At 48.5% G+C, this 18293-nt stretch carries 18 protein-coding genes; 14 read left to right on the top strand and 4 right to left on the bottom strand.

Features of this window, described 5'->3' with window-relative positions:
* The first annotated feature begins 147 nt into the window (after positions 1 to 147).
* Positions 148 to 1380: an IS110 family RNA-guided transposase gene (locus LACZS1_RS09310; RefSeq protein WP_070650064.1), complete on the top strand. Its 1233-nt coding sequence runs from the start codon at positions 148 to 150 to the stop codon at positions 1378 to 1380.
* Positions 1381 to 1744: 364 nt separating this feature from the next.
* A complete protein-coding gene (locus LACZS1_RS09305) occupies positions 1745 to 3709 on the top strand; it encodes a glutamate--cysteine ligase (RefSeq protein WP_172493504.1) in 1965 nt (654 codons plus the stop codon).
* A 122-nt stretch (positions 3710 to 3831) separates the two neighbouring features.
* Here the strand turns inward: LACZS1_RS09305 and LACZS1_RS09300 are convergent, their stop codons facing one another.
* Positions 3832 to 4278: a YueI family protein gene (locus LACZS1_RS09300; RefSeq protein ID WP_070651697.1), complete on the bottom strand. Its 447-nt coding sequence runs from the start codon at positions 4276 to 4278 to the stop codon at positions 3832 to 3834.
* A gap of 89 nt (positions 4279 to 4367) precedes the next feature.
* Here LACZS1_RS09300 and LACZS1_RS09295 point away from each other — a divergent pair, with 89 nt between their 5' ends.
* From LACZS1_RS09295 to LACZS1_RS09255, 9 genes are all read left to right on the top strand, one after another.
* A complete protein-coding gene (locus LACZS1_RS09295) occupies positions 4368 to 5018 on the top strand; it encodes a DUF1054 family protein (RefSeq protein ID WP_070651699.1) in 651 nt (216 codons plus the stop codon).
* A gap of 166 nt (positions 5019 to 5184) precedes the next feature.
* Positions 5185 to 5850, top strand: a complete 666-nt coding sequence (gene sdaAB, locus LACZS1_RS09290) for an L-serine ammonia-lyase, iron-sulfur-dependent subunit beta (RefSeq protein WP_070651701.1) — start codon at positions 5185 to 5187, stop codon at positions 5848 to 5850.
* A gap of 46 nt (positions 5851 to 5896) precedes the next feature.
* The gene (sdaAA, locus tag LACZS1_RS09285; RefSeq protein ID WP_070651702.1) at positions 5897 to 6766 is read left to right on the top strand and encodes an L-serine ammonia-lyase, iron-sulfur-dependent, subunit alpha; all 870 of its coding nucleotides are present in this window, start codon (positions 5897 to 5899) and stop codon (positions 6764 to 6766) included.
* 93 nt (positions 6767 to 6859) lie between these two features.
* On the top strand, positions 6860 to 7546 hold the full coding sequence (locus LACZS1_RS09280) for a histidine phosphatase family protein (protein WP_306402913.1): 687 nt from the start codon (positions 6860 to 6862) through the stop codon (positions 7544 to 7546).
* A gap of 157 nt (positions 7547 to 7703) precedes the next feature.
* Positions 7704 to 8540 (top strand): peptide-methionine (S)-S-oxide reductase MsrA, encoded by an 837-nt coding sequence (gene msrA / locus LACZS1_RS09275; protein ID WP_414973780.1) that lies wholly within the window; start codon positions 7704 to 7706, stop codon positions 8538 to 8540.
* Positions 8541 to 8566: 26 nt separating this feature from the next.
* Positions 8567 to 9502: an SDR family NAD(P)-dependent oxidoreductase gene (locus LACZS1_RS09270; protein ID WP_070651704.1), complete on the top strand. Its 936-nt coding sequence runs from the start codon at positions 8567 to 8569 to the stop codon at positions 9500 to 9502.
* 230 nt (positions 9503 to 9732) lie between these two features.
* The gene (gene pnuC / locus LACZS1_RS09265) at positions 9733 to 10464 is read left to right on the top strand and encodes a nicotinamide riboside transporter PnuC (protein ID WP_070651706.1); all 732 of its coding nucleotides are present in this window, start codon (positions 9733 to 9735) and stop codon (positions 10462 to 10464) included.
* 79 nt (positions 10465 to 10543) lie between these two features.
* Positions 10544 to 11272 (top strand): deoxynucleoside kinase, encoded by a 729-nt coding sequence (locus LACZS1_RS09260; protein ID WP_070651707.1) that lies wholly within the window; start codon positions 10544 to 10546, stop codon positions 11270 to 11272.
* A gap of 282 nt (positions 11273 to 11554) precedes the next feature.
* Positions 11555 to 12367 (top strand): PHP domain-containing protein, encoded by an 813-nt coding sequence (locus LACZS1_RS09255; protein ID WP_070651709.1) that lies wholly within the window; start codon positions 11555 to 11557, stop codon positions 12365 to 12367.
* A 53-nt stretch (positions 12368 to 12420) separates the two neighbouring features.
* Here LACZS1_RS09255 and LACZS1_RS09250 read toward each other — a convergent pair whose 3' ends face one another.
* From LACZS1_RS09250 to LACZS1_RS09240, 3 genes are all read right to left on the bottom strand, one after another.
* On the bottom strand, positions 12421 to 14061 hold the full coding sequence (locus LACZS1_RS09250) for a peptide ABC transporter substrate-binding protein (RefSeq protein WP_070651711.1): 1641 nt from the start codon (positions 14059 to 14061) through the stop codon (positions 12421 to 12423).
* Positions 14062 to 14200: 139 nt separating this feature from the next.
* Positions 14201 to 15097 carry a sensor histidine kinase gene (locus tag LACZS1_RS09245; RefSeq protein WP_093997842.1) on the bottom strand — a complete coding sequence of 299 codons (897 nt, stop codon included), beginning with the start codon at positions 15095 to 15097 and terminating at the stop codon, positions 14201 to 14203.
* 17 nt (positions 15098 to 15114) lie between these two features.
* Positions 15115 to 15789, bottom strand: coding sequence for a response regulator transcription factor (locus LACZS1_RS09240; RefSeq protein ID WP_070651716.1), 675 nt, complete (start codon positions 15787 to 15789; stop codon positions 15115 to 15117).
* Positions 15790 to 15946: 157 nt separating this feature from the next.
* On the opposite strand from LACZS1_RS09240, the gene LACZS1_RS09235 reads away from it, so the two are divergent.
* The 3 genes from LACZS1_RS09235 (at position 15947) to LACZS1_RS09225 (ending at position 18207) form a co-directional block, all read left to right on the top strand.
* Entirely contained in the window at positions 15947 to 16879 is a 933-nt protein-coding gene (locus LACZS1_RS09235; RefSeq protein WP_070651718.1) for an ABC transporter ATP-binding protein, read from the top strand.
* Complete coding sequence (locus tag LACZS1_RS09230; RefSeq protein ID WP_070651720.1) at positions 16872 to 17642, top strand: ABC-2 transporter permease family protein; 771 nt, start codon at positions 16872 to 16874, stop codon at positions 17640 to 17642. The genes LACZS1_RS09235 and LACZS1_RS09230 overlap by 8 nt, the downstream gene beginning before the upstream one ends.
* Positions 17643 to 17874: 232 nt before the next feature.
* A complete protein-coding gene (locus LACZS1_RS09225; RefSeq protein ID WP_070651722.1) occupies positions 17875 to 18207 on the top strand; it encodes a hypothetical protein in 333 nt (110 codons plus the stop codon).
* Positions 18208 to 18293 lie beyond the last annotated feature (86 nt).

Raw genomic sequence — 18293 nt, 5'->3', positions numbered from 1 at the left:
GTTCGGTGACTCGCGTTTCACCGAGCAGCTACTGATCCTCAGACAGACTGCTCATACTGCGAGGAAGTACTGTAGGTTCATAATTAGGGAATATCGCGCAGCGCCCAAGCCTATCCATAAATCAGAACAGAAAGGAGGTCCAATTCGATGAACTTGAATGTTGGTATTGATGTTTCAAAAGCAAAGCTTGATTACTGTGGCTTGGATTCTGCCAAGAAGGTTATTTTCCAGGACAAGACCACGAATACCCCTGACGGGGCCGGCCAAATTGAGAAATTAATCCTGGAATGGGCTAAACGCCAAGATGATTCACTAAAGATCGTGATTGGCATGGAAGCCACCTCGGTGTACAACATCCACCCCACACTTTACTTTGAACAAAGCTCAGCGCTCAGTGCGTTGGATGCCACTGTCGTCACGTTGAACCCCAAGATGACTCATCGTTACAGCCAATTGTTTGATGACGACAAGACTGATACCATTGATGCCTTCCACATCGCAGACTTTCTGCGCATTGGCCGGTATCAAGTGCCAGTGACCCGCGACGAGAAACACATTGCCTTACAGCGGCTCACCCGCGAACGGTATCACATCGTCAAACAAATTACAGATGGCAAAAACCACTTCCTCAACAATCTGTACTTCCGATTGAACACACTGGAAGCTGAGCTACCGACTTCTGTGTTCGGAAACACGATGATGACGGTGCTTAGCGGTGAAAAGTACACACTGGACGAAATCGCTCAGATGCCCTTACAGACGCTTACTCAAGATCTTAACCAATTGTCCCACGGTCGCTTTGGTGACCCAGAGGCGATCGCTAAGGCCTTACAAAAAGCCATCCGTAGCTCTTATCGCTTGAGCAAGACGGTTGCCGATTCTGTTGACCAGGTCATGGCGATTTACATCAACCAGATCCGGATGTTACAAAAGCAACTAAAAGCCCTAGACAAGAGCATCACCGACCTGTGTGCCGTCATTGATGGCTCACAGTCAACGCAAAGTATTCCAGGCGTTGGCCCAGTCTACTCGGCTGGACTACTGGCTGAAATTGGTCAGATTGAACGGTTTCCGAGTGAAGCTAGTTTGGCAAGCTATGCCGGACTGGTTTGGCGCAGAAGTCAATCCGGAAACGGTGAGCGGCAACTAACGCCGCGCACGCATAACGGCGATCAGTACTTACGCTATTACCTAATTGAAGCTGCCAACTCGGTAAGAGCGCATGATCCCACATTTGCCAGATTTTACGACAAGAAATACCGGGAGGTGCCAAAATATCAACACCGACGTGCTTGTGTCATGACTGCAAGAAAGCTGGTACGCGTGATCTATGCATTACTTAAAAACCACGAGTTGTATAAACCAGCCAAAGCGGTCTAGCGCGCCAAGCGTCAAGTTAGGGCTTTAGATTCACCTAGAGAAATTACTAAATCCCTGGGCTGGGGGAAGTATACCCTCTGAAAAATGAAACAAGTCTAGATAATTTGAATCACTCCCTTGACTTCAGACCACAAGTCTCGTAAAAGTTGCGTGTATCAGTTAAATTTGTCTTAATTAAGGTGTCAAGAAGTGCAAAGGAAGCTTAGCAGGACGGGAAGCAGTTTTTCTCAACGGGGCGGTTGGCTTCTAAACACACCGCACCGGTTCGAAACGCGCTCACACTCCGATTTCTAACCGCTCCTGTTCGCGCTCTTGTCTCCAGCGTGTTACTCTAATTCTAAATCATCAACTAAAGGAATGACACATTGTGAATCATTATTGGCAACTGATTCAAAAACAGCATTTATCTGATTTGGCATTGCAGACCCGGATTGGCGTTGTGCGGACGGTGAAGCCGGAATTACCGGAAGGCGCGCAGTTGGCTGCCTGGTCCCAATTAAGTCGGCATGCATTGGTTCAGCCATTGTCGGCCTCGACTTTACAGGTGGTAACATCATTGCTGGACGATTTTGCCGGTGTGATTGCTGAATTACGTGCGGGGCTCAGTCGCATTTGGGCAAATTTGCCTGAAGGCGGGCGTCTGCCGGTTTTTTCCGAAGAGCACGTGAATCAGCAAGTCGTTCGCATCGTTTTGCCGGAAACGTTGTTTGAACGCTTATATACTGCAGAAAACTTTCAGGGGCAGGGTCCGGATTATGTGACCTATCGCAATGAAGTTTACGACTTGGTTGCGAATGGTCTGATGCGCCAGTTGCCTTTACTGACGGATTTATTTGCTGCAACGCCGCTGTCAGGTCACCAAGCATTTTGGCCATCATCGGATCAGGAGCGCCAGCTGGTTCAAAAGGTGACCGATCCGGACCATCTGGATCGAACGCTGGCCTTGGATGTCATGGTCGAACTTGACCCTTATACAGCTAGCGGCATAACGCCTCAAATGCTGACCTTTTTACGGGATAGTTGCTGGTTTGCGTTGAGTCAGCCAGCGATTCCGGTCGCGGTGGCCAGCGAAGTGCGTCGTCACGCTCTGGAAGAAGCACGGAAAATTGCTGCAATGGCACCTGCAACGCCGGTTAAGGAGCTGACAGCGACCATGGATGCCATGACCACGTGGTTGAACCATATGGGAATGACAGCGCAACAAAAGCAGGCGTTTGAGCTGATGCAGACCCGTTTGATGACACCGGAGACGACGGTTGCCGGTCAGGTTGCCGCCACTTTTGGCGATAAAAATGCCGCGGCCAAATCGTTAAGTGAGGAAGCCCGCGCGGATTTGGTGGGGACGGATGGGTTACCGGGCATGGTCGACTTGTCAGGTAATACGCAGGCGTTGGTGCAGGCCGCCATTGACGGTGGTTTTCAATTTACGCTATTGGATCGGCAGCAGGGGCTGGTGCAAATTGCAACAGATACGCAAACACAAGTGATTGTCGATGGCACCATTACCAAATACACGCCGGGCAATGCGTTGATGATTGCAACGCACCGGCATGCCGCGAAAAAACTACTTGCTGCGGTTGGCATACCGGTTGCCCGCGGTGCGAAGTTCACCCGGTGGCCAGATGCCAAGTCAGCGTTTGAGCGAAGTTTTGCACACAAAAGTATTGTGGTTAAACCGGAAGCGCGCAGCCAAGGCGTTGCGGTTGAACAGTTTGCAGTTCCGCCGACTGAGAAACAGTTTGCCCGCGCTTTTCATGAAGCCAACCGCTATCATGGCGTCTTAATTGAGATGATGGCGCGGGGAACGACTTACCATTTTACCATTGTCAATCAGCAGGTTCTCAGTGTTTTGGAAACCGCGGCGGCAAATGTGGTGGGGGATGGCCGCAAAGCCATTAAAGAGTTGGTGGCACTGAAAAATGGAACCCGACCGGCTGCCCGTCAATTGCAACTCGATGTCGCTGCTTTGCGTCAATTGAAGTTGCAATCGGTAACCCCGGAGACCGTTTTGCGTCGTGGTCAGCAGATTTTTCTGGCGACTGCAGCCCATCCGCAAACTGGTGGCGATCTTTATGATGTCACGGATGAGATTGACGCAAGTTATAAAAAACTGGCTGTGGAAGCCGCGTCAGCCCTTGATTTGCCGGTGGCCGCGGTCGATATCGTGATTGATAATCTGTATGCTGCGTATGATCCGGATGTGGCAGGACAGGCGGTGGTGATCAGCGTCAATCCGGCGCCAGACCTAATCTCACCGCAACAGCCGGATATGGGCACACCGCGGTTTATTGCGCCGAAACTGTTGAGTTGGTTATTTGCTGAAAAGTAACCGATGTCATAAAAAGTTCTGCCGCTTCCGTTAAACAAAAGTACTCCCGGAAACGTGCGCGTTTCTGGGAGTACTTGCTGTCATACTTTTTATTGACGTGAACCAGTTCACTGATTTTTTGCTTACAGATGCTTGAACAAATCGAAGCCGCGTTTTTTGGGTTTGGTTTTATCCTGATCTTGATCCAGCGATGGCAGATCGATCGTGCTTTGGTTGATCGCTTTGTCTGAAACAATCAGCAGGCCAGCAGCTTTGTCATCGGTTTGGGCGGTTTCATTTGCCACCAGGGTAAACGGAATGTTGGCGTCGGTGAGCAATTTCATGTAAGGACCCGTGACGGCGTTGTCGAGTTTACCGTTCAACAAGGCCTTGTAGCCGTGGTCATGGAAATCTTTTAGCAGCGGTGCTAGTTGTTTCTGGCGATCGGGATCTGCCAACTCCTTGTTAGAAAGGCGCAGGGCCACTCTTTCGCGTAAAGAGCCCATAAACCGCCGCCGCTCATCGGGGTTGGTCTGCGGGGGACCGTAAAGTGCACTATTCAGATGTTCCTGCATGTTATCGTCTGACATGATTGATGCGTCCTCCTTCAATTGACTTATCTGTGAAGCAGTGATGATCTAGTCACTAATCACCGCCACTTCATGTGTCTCATTGTAACATGATCTTTTGTAAAGAAAGGGGTGAGAGGCCGGTGTTTACCCAGGCAGATTTCGAGGCTTTTGCAGCGCCAACACTAGAGGCGCGGATGGCCTTAATTCGCGCGCGGCTAGATCCAAAGTTTGCCAAGGCCGCGAAGACGATCGTGCCTTTGTTGCAAACGTCTAGTCGCCCGATTTTTGCACACATTGCCAAACATCAGCGCCGCCATAAGAATCCGCCGCCTAACACATGGGTTGCCTTTTCCACGAGTCGGCGCGGCTATAAAATGTTGCCGCACCTAGAATTAGGCTTTTGGAATGATCGCCTATTTTTATGGCTCTCCTGTTTACGTGAAAGTAAGACGGTACCACAGCTGTTGGCAGGCGTGGAGCCGATGATCGAAAAGCTCTCCGGGCAGTGGTTGATGGCCGATGACCATACTAACAAGGCCACGGTTACGTTAAACCCACTCGCGTTGAAGCAGAAAATCACGCAGTTTGATACGATCAAAAATGCCGAGTTTCTCATCGGCCAGGTATATTTAGCCGAGGATCCTATTTGGACAACCCCGGATGACTTGTGGGAAGAGATTCAGCGGCGCGTCACACTACTGGCACCGATATTGAATCAGCTCGTGCAAAACGTGGCGGCTTATCAGGCGAAAAAGTGATGAACAGACTGTCAATTAGCCGCGAGGAAGAAATAGAGCATAAGCTTTTAAAACCAAGCATACCGAAGTTCAGGGTGGTAAAATCACATTGAATAGGAACTCATGTTGTTTTTAAATGTCAGCCTGCATCGAGCGACTGGTAATACCTGCAAATAAGGAGAAAGCCATGCCAGATATTCGGTTTCACAGTGTCTTTGATATTATTGGCCCCGTCATGGTCGGACCGAGCAGTTCCCATACTGCCGGGGCGGCACGTATCGGCAAAGTCGTGCGTGATATTTTTGGCGAAAAACCGGAAGTCATCACGATTTACCTGTATGAATCGTTTGCCAAAACCTATCGTGGTCACGGAACAGATGTGGCACTGGTCGCCGGCTTGCTGGGAATGGCGCCTGATGATCCGCGGCTGCCAGAATCTCTGAAGTTGGCATACGATCAAGGGATCAAAGTCAGTTTTGTGCCGAAAAGTGATAAAGTCGACCATCCTAACACGGCCCATATCGTCTTGCAAGCGGGTGATCATCGACTGGCGGTGACTGGCGTTTCGATTGGCGGCGGTAATATTCAGATCACGGAGATTAACGGCTTCAAGATTTCGTTGAGTATGGGCCAGCCGACTTATATCACGATTCACGATGATGTTCCGGGGATGATTGCGCGAGTGACCAGTATTTTTTCCGATGCAGGCATTAATATCGGCACGATGACGGTTACACGAACTTCCAAGGGCCAGCAAGCCATTATGATTATTGAGGCTGACGATTATCAAGCTGATATTCTGGCGAAGTTGAAGTTGTTACCACATATGCGCAATGTGACGTATTTCGAATAAGCTGGTCGCAAAGTTTGCCACGGGTTAGCTGATAAAGGAGTCAATTATGTTTTATACCGTCAAAGAGCTTGTTGAGCAAAGTCATGAGTTTCCTTCTGTTGCGGCGCTGATGGTGCACACGGAAGTTGAAAATTCGACGCGAACCGAAGAACAGATCCGCCATTTGATGAGCCGAAACCTTGAAGTCATGGAGCGATCGGTGAAGGAAGGCATTGCTGGCGTTAAAAGTGTCACCGGTCTGACCGGTGGCGAGGCGAAGAAGTTGAATACCTATATTACTGACCAGCAATTTATGAGCGGCCAGCCGATTATGGAAGCAGTGCGTAATGCGATTGCGGTGAATGAAGTCAATGCCAAAATGGGACTCATCTGCGCGACGCCGACTGCTGGTTCGGCAGGCGTTTTGGCCGGGGTCTTATTAGCGATGCGCGATCGGCTGCATTTGAGTCACGATCAGCAGCTGGATTTTCTTTTCACAGCTGGCGCGTTTGGCTTGGTGATTGCCAATAATGCTGGGATTGCCGGTGCGGAAGGCGGCTGTCAGGAAGAAGTCGGTTCGGCCAGTGCGATGGCCGCGGCGGCTTTGGTGACGGCTAATGGCGGTACGGCCGAGCAAGCGGCTACGGCTGTTGCGATTACCTTGCAAAATATGATGGGCTTGGTGTGCGATCCGGTTGCTGGCTTGGTGGAAGTGCCATGTGTGAAACGGAATGCGCTGGGTGCCAGTCAGGCCATGATTTCCGCCGATATGGCGCTTGCCGGTTGCATTAGTGTGATTCCGGCTGATGAAGTGATCGAAGCCGTGAATCGTGTGGGGATGCAGTTGCCGGCTACGTTGCGTGAGACGGGCGAAGGTGGTTTGGCGACCACGCAAACGGGTTTACGGTTGAAGAAGGAAATCTTTGGCAAAGCATAATTGTCGAGAATAACCGATTGAAGCATTGGGCAAAAGGCAGCTATGATTTACCGTGGCTGTCGGTGAATGGCACGTTTTGAAAAGGGGCAGATTGTGATTAATTTATACTTAGTCCGACACGGAGAAACTGCAGGTAATGTTCGCCAGTTGATTCAAGGTGTGACTAATTCGCGCCTGGATGCCCATGGGCGTAAACAGGCATTTGCTCTGGGGTTGGGCTTAAAAGCAAGTGGCTTGAAGTTTGATCGGGTCGTGTCCAGCGACCTCATTCGCGCTCAGGAAACGGCGCAGCAGATTCTTTTGGGTATGGATGAAAAACAGCCAATTGAGACCAATAGCGGCTTACGTGAGGAAAATGACGGTATTTTTGAAGGCCGTGAACTCAAAGACGTTTCGCAGGAGGTCTTTGGCGTCCCGGATTACCATCAACTCGTGACAAGTGGCAAGGTACCACTTGAAGCGATTCCTGACCGCTTACATGCCGCCGATGTGACTGATCAGGCGGAAAGCACTCAACAAATTGTTTCCCGCTATGATTTGGCATTGCGCCGGATTGTTGCCGCAGCAGAAGCCGCTCATGAGACGAGCGTTCTGGGCGTCAGCCACGGTACCGCCAGTTTGTTGTGGCTGCTGGCACATGGCGCTGACTTACCAAATCGCACCGAACTCACAAATGCCAGCGTCAGCAAAGTCAGGTACCAAAACGGCCGCTTCAAAGTGGACTGGCTGGATAACACGACGTTTCGGGATCAGGGGTTACAGGAAGCATGGTCACAATGACGGAATTTCAGAACCGCAGTCTGCTTGTGCATGCAAGCAGGCTTTTTTCATTTTCGAACGAATCCCGATGATCCGGATTTAAAAAAGATTGTGCACTATCTAAAAATAAGCAGCACGCGTATACTGATGGTGAATCAATCACTGGAGGCGATGTGCGATGAAGATGGCGCCGGAAGCCTATCTTGCAAAGTTAACGAATTTATTGCTGGCACCGGGGACGAGGGCCTTCGAGCGTGAGCAATTGCTGCAGGCAAAGCAGCAAGTTGAAGCAGGGCAAACAGTCGGGGCGAGTTGGGATCAGCTAAAAGCCAGTTTGCGGCCGCTTGCGATCCGCGATAACCTAACGCCGGATTTAGCCGATTTTTATCGAACCCAAACCGGGGATGCTGAAGCGGCAAGCGAAACTGACGTGAGTGCGCATTTTCAGCGCGATCTTGCTTATCAGGATCGGGCAATCTTTGCGGGCGGCTGTTTTTGGTGCATGGTGGAACCGTTTGTCGATATGCCGGGGGTTGAGTCGGTTGTTTCCGGCTATACCGGCGGCCATGTCGCTCATCCAACTTATGAACAGGTGATCAGTGACACCACCGGCCATGTTGAAGCCGTTGAAATTATTTTCGATACTCGGAAAATGTCGTATCGACAACTTGTCGACCTTTACTTTCAACTGACGGATCCGACCGACGCCTTGGGCCAGTTTCAGGATCGAGGCGGTCATTATCGGCCGGTGATCTTCGTGCGCAATGATGACCAGCGCCGGATTGCCGAAGAAGCGAAGGCTAAGCTAGCAGCCTCGGGTCGTTACTTGCGCCCGATCGTGACAGCCATTGAGTCAGCTGCGACATTTTGGTTAGCGGAAAACTATCATCAGGACTTTTACAAAAAGAACCCGAAACGGTATCGAATGGTTGAAAAGACCCGCCAGCAGTTTCTTAAGTTTCAGCATGCGCAAGGCGATTTAAGGATGCTGTTGAAAAGGCGAAAGCGGACTTAAAATAGTCACTGACGGAGGTGACACAGATGCAGGCGCCTAAACGACATTGGACGGAACGCGACATGCCAGATCTTACTGGCCGATATGCAGTAGTCACTGGCGGCACCAGCGGCGTTGGTTTTGCTATGAGTGCGGCATTGCTGCGACATGGCGCGACGGTGATTATTATTGGAAAGAATCGGCTTAAAGGGGAGGCAGCGGTCGAAACGTTGAAGCAGCAAACTCAGCGACAACCGATTCGTTTCATCGCAGCTGACCTGAGTGATCAGACCGCGGTGAATCAGTTGGCGGATGAACTTTTGGCAACCTTGCCGCACTTGGATATTTTAATCAATAATGCCGGCGTCATGATGCCAGCCAAGCGCACGGTCACACGTGATGGGGTTGAATTGATGTGGGCGGTTAATTACTTTGCCGGGTTTATCCTGACCTTGCGTCTAGCGCCATTGCTGGCAAAAACGTCACATGCCCGGGTGGTGAACGTTGCTTCGATTGCCATGGGGCGGCCGCATTTAACCTTTAATCAATTTGATGGGCGTGATTACCGCCCGTGGACGTTTTATGCCAACTCAAAATTAGCCCAGGCGATGATGGCGGTGAAACTCAATCAACTGTTCCACGAGACGGGACAGTCGGTCATGGTTAATAGTTCGAGTCCGGGATTGGCGGCGACCAGTCTTAAAACCATTCAGTCACGGGCGACAGCTTGGCCAATGCGGTTGGCAGCATTGTGCTTTCGCATCATGCCGTGGCTGCGTCAGTCGCCTCAACGAGCAGCCTTGCCAGCGCTTTACGCCGCAACGGATGCCCATGCACAAGGCGGTGTCGTGTATGCGCCGGCGTCATGGCATGGGCTGCGCGGTTATCCGGGGCTATGGAGCTGGAACAGTCGGCCCGAATTGCATGATCAGGACTTATTAAATCGGCTGTATCGCGCATCGCGGCAAGTTACCGGCGTTTGAAGCAGAACATTTTCCAGGCGCAATAAAATCACAAAAATTATTCCGATTTTCTGAAAAGCCGAGTTAATCACGATGGAAACGGTTTTATACATGTAGCACATGTTGTGGTAGACGCTACTATTACCACCAATATGTTGTATATGCAAGACTTACATTTCAAAAAATCTTGCGGCATAATAAAGACGTTCGTTATCATACGACGAAATTCAAGCTTAAAGGGGTCTTATTTCGTGCAAACGTCTGGGAATTATTTTAGTTGGTTGCTGCATCAGTTAAAGGGATGGCCGCAACAAAATTATTATTTGTTTTGGTTTGCTTTTGGCTGTCAGCTCATGACGCTGGTGGATGCCAAAATAACGGCAGTGACAGTGATTACATTCATCGGGACGACACTTGGCGTTCTTTGTGTTTTGGCCATCAACGCGACCAAGGCCGTTAATGGCTGGCTTGGTCTGTTGAGTGCCGCGTGCTTTATTTTTGTCGGATTCACCGCCCGCAATTATCTTTCGATGTTTGAACAGGTTGCGTATGTCATCACCCTTGATTTGCCGGTGTTGATCAGTGTGCGGACCTGGAATGACGATACCAAGAATCATTTGAAGACCTTCAACTTGCAAAAGTGGGTGCTCTCGATTGGGTTTACGTTGGTTGTCTGGGCTGTCAGTGCTTACTTAATCGGCCAGTACACCAATGATCCGCGGCCGATTTACGATGGCATGGCGTTCGCAATTTCGTTGACAGGCGGCATTGTTTGCTTCTTACGTTACAACAATCAATACTTCTGGTGGTTATTCAGCGGCATTGCACAGCTGATTTTGTGGGCTGTCACGTTCGCGCAAGGTGATGCCAGCTTGGCGATGGTCATCAATTCCAGTATTTACGTCATCAACGATATTCTTGCTTTCACGGTCAGTCCATGGTTCAATCGCGGCCGCAAGCAACTTGGCTTAAAGGCACTTTAAGTGGTGTTTTGAGGGCCGTTGTGGTAATGTTTTGATTTGTTGTGATCATTTTAATTCGGATAATTGAGGAGCGAGATTCGTGATCTACATTCTGGGTAGTATTGGTGCAGGAAAAACTTCGTTGACAAAAGTTTTGTCGAAAGATATGGAAGCCCCTGCGTATTATGAAGATGTTGAAGGCAACGGCATGATTGCCAATATGTTGCAGAAATTTTATGGCGCCGGGGCGGACAGTCGCAAGCGCACAGGTGCCATGTTGCAGATTGCTTTTCTAACCTTCCGTTATCAGCAATTAAAAAAAGCCGTTACCCAGGAAAATGCCATTATGGATTCGTCGCTTGAGTCCGACTTTGTGATGGCATCACAGTTACATAAGCATGGTGAAATCGATGATGTCGATTTCAATGTTTATGTCACGTTGTCGCAGGAGATGCAAAGCAACGTCAACGGCAGTCCGTGGAATGGTTTACCGGACCTGGCAGTTTATCTGAAAATCGATCCGGACCACGAGCTTGATGAGATCCAAAATCGCGGGCGGGATATGGAAGACATTCGCCAAAAGCCGGAGTTAGTGGATTATTATCGGCGGGTGAACACCGCGTATCAAGAATGGGCTAAAGGCTACACCCGATCGTCCATGATTACGGTGGATCGCGATCGTTACGACTTTATCCATTCCGACGCCGATCGCGCCAAGGTGCTTGATCAAATCGAAACCAAGTTAGTTGATTTGGGTAAGCTATCACCAAAAGAATTCGACGCCTTACAAGCTAAGCACGCAGCTGGTCCTATTTCAAAATTTGCTTGATTAATTTTGGCTTCGTCAGTTGTAACGTTAAAAATGGTCTTCGGTAAACTGGCTCGATTTCGGGTAGGTTGCTGAAGACCATTTTTTGTATCGCTGGTTTGTATATTGCTTTGGAGGACTTGAGTGAAGATGCCCATGCTTTTTGCTAGAACTTGCCCGCCGATTGTCGCCAGTTACCGTTGTTGCGTAGCTTTTATGCTATGCTTAATGAAGCGATGACATTAAATCAAACGAAGCGTCATTGTCTGCACAGCGTGACTTTTTTGGAGGAGGCAACTAATCGTGGCGATTTACGATCAACACATGCACACTTTATACTCATTTGACTCTGAAGCTCAATTGCGCGATTATCTGGCGCAAACTAAGGCGCCGGTTGTGACCACCGAACATCTGGAATTCGATAATCCTGACGATGGCGGTCGCGATGATCTACCGGATTATGCCGGGATGGTACGGACTCAAGCAGCCCTTGACACGAATTATCATAATGAGATGCTGCTGGGCATTGAGGCCGGCTATTTTGCCCCAGCCGAACCGCGACTGCGCGACTACTTGGCACATCATGACTTTGACCTCACGTTGTTGAGCTTTCATCATGATGGCAAACATGATTATTTGGATACGCAAATCGCAACACTGCTGCCCAAGCAAGTGCTGACGGACTATTTTTCACGCATGCTAATGGGGATTCAACGCTTTCATGATGCAGACGTGTTGGCGCACTTCGACTATGGCGTGCGCCAGTTTGAAATAACGCCGGAGCAGTTAGAAGCGTGGGGAAAAACGGCGCTCGATCAGATTTTTGCGATTGCCGTAGAGAACGACTTGGCGTTAGAACTAAACACAAAGTCCATGTATAAGTGGCATAATGCGGCTTTGTATGATCTGGCCATCACCTGGTATCAGGCAGCAGGCGGCCATCTATTCACGATCGGCAGCGATGCACACGAAGGTCCGCACTATGAGGCTAATTTTGCGCAGGCGTTGGCCATGCTCAAACGTCATGGCGTCAAAGAGATCGCCACTTATCGCCATCACAAGCGAACCATGGTGCCTATCGAACCGCCAGTGATTGACGCAGATAATGCGTATTGATCAATAATGAAAACACTAAAAAGCCGGCTCGCGCATCGGAGTCGGCTTTTGGTTTACTTCAAATAGGCATAGACAAAGTTAAAACTGTTCCCGGGACTGGTTTTGAGATCGTGCATTTTCGGATTCACCATCCGGGCGGCGACGAGCTGATAAAGCGGAATGGCGCCGGCCTGATTGACTAACAATTGTTCGGCTTGCGTCATATCTTTAAACCGTGCTGCTGGATCATTGGCGTCGGTTGTGTTGGCCTTGGTCATGAGTTTATCATAGTCGCTGTTTTGCCATTGACCGTGGTTGTACTCATTCGTGCTGGTGAAAAGATCCAGATAGGTGTTGGGATCAGGATAATCGGCACCCCACGTACTCAGCACCATATCGAAATTCCGGTCTGACGCGCGTTGTTGGCGATTTTTGGCCGGCACACTGGCGATACTGATTTTAAGCCCCGGCAGATTTTCCTGTAAGGTTCCCTGAAGATATTCTTGCGTGGCTTTAACCGCATCAACATCGTCACCGAGCAATTCAACACTGACACTCTTGAGGCCGGTTTCCTTCAACCCTTGTTCCCAAAGTGTTTGGGCCTTTTTCTTGTCGTAAGATGTGACAGTTTTAGTACCTTTAGCGACGGCGGTTGCGAAATCTGTCGAGCTATTTGGCAACTGGCTGAGGTCGGCAGGCGTAATACCGCGGGCAACGATCGAGCCGTCAGCGAGCACATTTTTGACAAAAGAATCACGGTTGATCGCCATGGAAATTGCCTGGCGAATTTTAGTGTTCTTAAAAGCCGGCACCTTATTTTCATTCAGTTCCAGAAAGTAAGTGCGCGCTCGCTTGTTGGCAACATAACCGGTTTTGCCTTTTTGCTGAGCGGCGAGCTGACCGGTTAACGTGGCGTCATCCAGTTTGCCGGTATGATAAAGGTCAAGCGCGGTATTGCTGTCTTTGACAACCTGAACATCGATTTGCGTCAGGTGGACGTTCTTTTTATTCCAATACTGGTTATTCTTGACTTCCACCCATTTATCGCCGGTTCCGCTCCAGTCCTTAGATTTAAAGGCGCCATTGGAAAGCGTGTAAGCAGACTTGGTGCCGTATTTTTCGCCCCATTTTTGAACCTGCTTTGCCGGTTGTGGGAAAAAGGCAACGTTGTTTAATAGACTATTGAAATATGGGATGGGATGTTCCAAGGTAACTTCCAGTGTTTTGTCGTTAAGCGCCTTGACGCCCAACGTTGACGCAGGTTTCTTTCCAGCGCGAATGTCATCGGCGTTTTGAATGCCGGAATACATGTTGGCCTGCGATGATTTCGTGGCTGGGTTAACCGTGCGCTGCCATGCGAAAACAAAATCCTGAGCGGTCACCGGCGAGCCATCGCTCCATTTTGCATTTCGCAGTTTAAACGTATAGGTTAGCCCATTATTGGTTGGCTTGACGATTTTCGTTGCCATCGCCGGCTGTAAATCATGTCCTTCATACTTATAAAGGCCATTCATGGTGTCAATGATCGCTTGCCCAGAGACGCCTTCGGATGCTTTGCTAGGGTCGAGCGTTTGTAAAACATCCGATTCCATTCGGTGCCAGACCTGCTGCTTGCTCGCACTAGAACTGGTTTTAGCTGATGACTGGCCGCATGCAGCCAGAACCAGAGTCAGTGCAGCGGTCATCATCACGAACCATTTTTGTTGCGTTTTCAAAGCGAGCCCCTCCATTTCGTAAACTGCTTTTAGAATAACAAGATACTTACAAAAAGCAAGTGTTTTATCTTGAAGGAGGGGAGAATTAATTGACTCAGGAATTCGGCTAAACTTTTAAAATAATCGTCAGCTGGTGCGATCATTTTGTGCTTTCACGAAATGTCAGTTTGACAGTGAAAGTGTGATCGTGCGCATCAATGGCCATTTTGCCACTAAGCGTTGTCGTCAATGACTGAACAATGCTCAGCCCTAAGCCAACACTTCGAGTGGTTCGCGCGGTGTCAGTGGTATAAAATCGGTCGGCCAACCGCTCAACATGGCGAACCGGTTCCGCCGTATTGTTTGCAAAAGTCATGACGATATGGTTGGCATCTTGCCGGGTGAGGGAAAGGCTTGCCTGACTTTTAGCGTATTTAAGCCAGTTACCGATTAAGTTCTGGATAATACGGCGTAGCAACGTTTCATCGGTGACAAGGGTTAGTCCATCGGTAACTTCAGGTTTGACCTGCAACCCATTGGCAGTGAGCTGATCGTAATAATCGAAAAGTTCTGTCTTAAGCAACGTCGAGACGTCAATTGGCTTGCGATTTAAAGTGCGCGTTTTTTCCTGGATTAGATTGAAGTCCATCAGGTAGTGCAGGTAATAGTTAACCGAGCGTAAATTATTGGCAATGCGGGTTAGGGAGGGTTTGGCATCGGCTGTGGGCTCGCGATCAAGCAGCTGAACGTAGCCAGTAGCGACCGTGAGCGGTGTTTTGATATCGTGGGTCAAATCCATCAGCATTTGATGGATCTTTTGTTCTTGCTCGATTTGTTCGATCTGCAGCTTACGCATCTTATTGAGATTCCAATTAATCCCAGCAGTCAGCCCGCGGATCAAAGGCAGGTTGGTGTTACTGGTCACGCCGGCGTTTGTCTCGTGATGATTGATATAGTCTAAATCATGGTTGATCCGTCTCAGGTCGATGATGACAAGCAAAAACAGACTGGTCACCAGCAAGCAAATAAGACTAAGTACGATAATGATTGCAAGCATCATAAAAGATCTCCTTGTCAAACGAGTCGAACACCGATGCCCCAGATCGAAATGATGTATTTCGGATTCTGAGCCAGATCGTTGATTTTGGTTCGTAAATTGCTGATGTGGACGTTAAGCGTGTTATCGGCATTTAAAAAAGGTTCGCCCCAGACCTGTTCGTAAAGTTGGCGTTTATCAAACACTTGATGAGGATCGCGCATCATGAGTGCCAATATGGCGTATTCTTTTTTAGGTAGTGTCAATGGCTGGTGATTGACGGTGACTGCATGGCGTTTTGGATCGAGTAAAATTTCGCCAACTTGTAATGCATCATCTTCCTGTGCGGTGATGGGCTTATTTTGACGTAGCTGAACCTGAACGCGCGCAAGCAACTCGTCGATGTCAAACGGTTTGGTCAGATAATCATTAGCCCCTTGTTTGAGCAATGCCACGGTTTTCTGCTTATCCTGAATAGCGGTCAAAACAAGGACCGGAACTTGCGAGGTCTTACGGATTGTGGTCAGAACACTCTCGCCGGTGACATTCGGTAACATGAGATCGAGAATCACAAGATCAGGGTGTACGCGGTGAAATTGCGTTAAAGCCTGAATCCCATCGAAGGCTTGAACAACTTCGTAAGTTGGTGCCAGCACATCTTGTAAAAGCGCTTGTATATCTTTGTGGTCTTCAACAATTAAAATTTTAGCCATGATGTCGCGACCTCCTACTAATGACAGTGTAAACTAACAAGCCTGGATGCCACAATTTAGGTTTAATTAAGGATTGATTATGCTAGTAATTAAGAAAGACTCGGTAGTCTGGGATTGTAGAATAAAAGCAAATTAAAAATTTTGGAGGCTAAGCATCATGAGCGAACCAATATTAACGATTCAACAGGTTAGCAAACACTTCGGCCATTTTCAGGCATTAGATCACATCAACTTTACCGTTGAACGCGGCGATATTTTTGGGTTAATCGGTGAAAACGGAGCAGGGAAAACAACTCTCATGCGGCTTATTACCGGGCTTTCGCCGATGCAAACAGGGACAATTACGTTATTAGGGGAAAATGCCGGACACTACCAGCGCGCATTGAGTCGCATTGGTGCTGTGATCGAAAGCCCAGCCGCGTTTGAAAAATTGACCGTCTTACAAAACTTACGTCTCTGCGCCATTCAACACGGCATTGATGATCAAAAGGTGATTGCTGAAACTGTTGATTTTGTGGGTCTTCAAGAAAAACAGCGAACACAAGCACGCCACCTTTCATTAGGCCAGCGACAACGGCTAGGACTAGCATTGGCTATTTTGCCGCGCCCAGATTTTTTGATCTTGGATGAACCGATTAACGGACTGGATCCATCCGGCATTATGGAATTTCGGCAATTGCTGAAACGATTAAACGAAGAACGGCAAACGACCATGCTGATTTCGAGTCACATTTTGAGTGAGCTTTATCAGGTTTCGACAAGATTTGGCATTATTCACCATGGCAGGATGATCAAGCAACTGAGCAAGACCGAATTGGATCAAGCTAATCAATCAGGCCTGGCGATAACAGTTGATCAAGCGCCTTTAGCCGCGCAGGTGCTTGATCACAACGGTTATAAACCTTTCGACGTGCTTGACGATCATCACCTGTTATTGCACCAAGGAGATGTTGATGCTGCCCGCGTGAATCAACTATTGGTGACAAATGGCGTCTTGGTTCAGGACATTAGCCACCAAACTGGCTCGCTGGAGCAATTTTACATGCAACTGTTGGGTCAGACGGAAAAGCAGGAGGCTAACCATGATTAATCAAATTCGCGCAGACTTCTATCGGCAACTACATACGGTCGGCATGTATATCATGCTGACTGTGACAATCATTTATGCTTTATGGGCAGTGCTAGCCAAAAGTGTTGGTGGCGTCACGGTGTCTGTTGGCAGCAACGTCTTTACACAAATTGCTGATCGGCCATGGACGGTGTTGTTTGGTTTGAAAGCCGCCAATATGACCGCGACGCTATTGTTGTACTTCTTTATTGGCGTCTTCGTGATTGTCTTTGGGTACGAATTCACGCAAAAAGTTTACAAAAACACGTTGATTTCCGGAATCTCGCGACTGCAATTCATATTGGCAAAGTATTTGGTGATGTTGTTGGACCTGTTGATTTTGTTTACGGTTAACTTTGGCATGGTGCTTATCGGTGGGTTAATCAAAGGCAGAGCATTAGGCGGAAATTGGTCAACAATTTTGCAGACAATGGGACTAAGTATTGTTGCAGCGACCTTTTTTCTGAGTGTTGTCTTCAGTCTCGGCGTTTTCTTGTTGATCGCAACCGGCTCGATGACAATTGCTACGATTGTCGTGGTGCTTTTCCCGATACTCATCGAAGTCCTCAATCTTATCGCACATTGGGGCTGGCTCAAGTATTTTAATTTCTTTGGTGTTTCGCAGAGTCTCGGCGTTGGCAGTATGAAAATGAGCGCGTTGCCGCCGTATATTGCCGTGAGTTTCGGGTTTTTGATTGTGATGATTGGGTTGTCGGTTTTGATTTTGCGGCGGAAGGAATTGTAGGGTGGTTTAAGAAGCGTTCCCTAGAAACGACTGAAGTGTCATTTCAGACTAATGACCGATATTTTCGCACAAAACTAATGCTAATATAAAATAAATCGTAAACAGGTGAGAGTGATGTGTTCTTTGTTTTAATTTGAGCTCTAATAAAGTTCAAAAATGCAGTTAAGCCTGTTATTCAATGATTTGTGAAAATAACGATCAAGTTGAAGACAATCAGAAGGGAATGGTAAAGATGATTAAAAAACTACAGTCACTACACGATTACGTTAAGAAAAATTACGAGGCTGGTAAGTACGATGCATCGGCAAATGAATATAAACAGTGGACGGAGGATTATCAAGCCGCAGCCACAACGAGTGGACATACAGATGATGACAGTGATTATGACATGGGTTGCCAGCAGGCGATGACCGATCACGACCATGGCTTTAGTTTTCGAAATTACCCCGAAGCTGCGATTGATTTTGGGAATCTTGTCTCGGGCAATCGGATGCATGAAGTTGCCGATTTTATCAAGGGGTATAATGCTGCCAAGAAAGACATCATTGACAAGGGCCACTTGTGATTGTTGAATTTTGGAAAGGGTTAAGAATACGGCATGCCTGTTACTAATGTGACGGAGCTTTTGCCGTTTTTTGATGGGCAAATGAT

Source organism: Lacticaseibacillus zeae subsp. silagei (assembly GCF_030770335.1).
Classification (GTDB): Bacteria; Bacillota; Bacilli; order Lactobacillales; family Lactobacillaceae; genus Lacticaseibacillus; species Lacticaseibacillus zeae.
The sequence above is the reverse complement of the archived record's forward strand: the minus strand, read 5'-3'. Positions and strand labels throughout refer to the sequence as shown.

What these genes read in the sequence shown, in the direction of transcription:
- LACZS1_RS09310 (WP_070650064.1), top strand. Translation starts at nt 148, where the DNA reads ATGAACTTGAATGTTGGTATTGATGTTTCAAAAGCAAAGCTTGATTAC.
- LACZS1_RS09300 (WP_070651697.1), bottom strand. Translation starts at nt 4,278, where the DNA reads ATGTCAGACGATAACATGCAGGAACATCTGAATAGTGCACTTTACGGT.
- LACZS1_RS09295 (WP_070651699.1), top strand. Translation starts at nt 4,368, where the DNA reads ATGATCTTTTGTAAAGAAAGGGGTGAGAGGCCGGTGTTTACCCAGGCA.
- sdaAB (WP_070651701.1), top strand. Translation starts at nt 5,185, where the DNA reads ATGCCAGATATTCGGTTTCACAGTGTCTTTGATATTATTGGCCCCGTC.
- sdaAA (WP_070651702.1), top strand. Translation starts at nt 5,897, where the DNA reads ATGTTTTATACCGTCAAAGAGCTTGTTGAGCAAAGTCATGAGTTTCCT.
- msrA (WP_414973780.1), top strand. Translation starts at nt 7,704, where the DNA reads ATGAAGATGGCGCCGGAAGCCTATCTTGCAAAGTTAACGAATTTATTG.
- LACZS1_RS09270 (WP_070651704.1), top strand. Translation starts at nt 8,567, where the DNA reads ATGCAGGCGCCTAAACGACATTGGACGGAACGCGACATGCCAGATCTT.
- LACZS1_RS09245 (WP_093997842.1), bottom strand. Translation starts at nt 15,097, where the DNA reads ATGCTTGCAATCATTATCGTACTTAGTCTTATTTGCTTGCTGGTGACC.
- LACZS1_RS09240 (WP_070651716.1), bottom strand. Translation starts at nt 15,789, where the DNA reads ATGGCTAAAATTTTAATTGTTGAAGACCACAAAGATATACAAGCGCTT.
- LACZS1_RS09235 (WP_070651718.1), top strand. Translation starts at nt 15,947, where the DNA reads ATGAGCGAACCAATATTAACGATTCAACAGGTTAGCAAACACTTCGGC.
- LACZS1_RS09230 (WP_070651720.1), top strand. Translation starts at nt 16,872, where the DNA reads ATGATTAATCAAATTCGCGCAGACTTCTATCGGCAACTACATACGGTC.
- LACZS1_RS09225 (WP_070651722.1), top strand. Translation starts at nt 17,875, where the DNA reads ATGATTAAAAAACTACAGTCACTACACGATTACGTTAAGAAAAATTAC.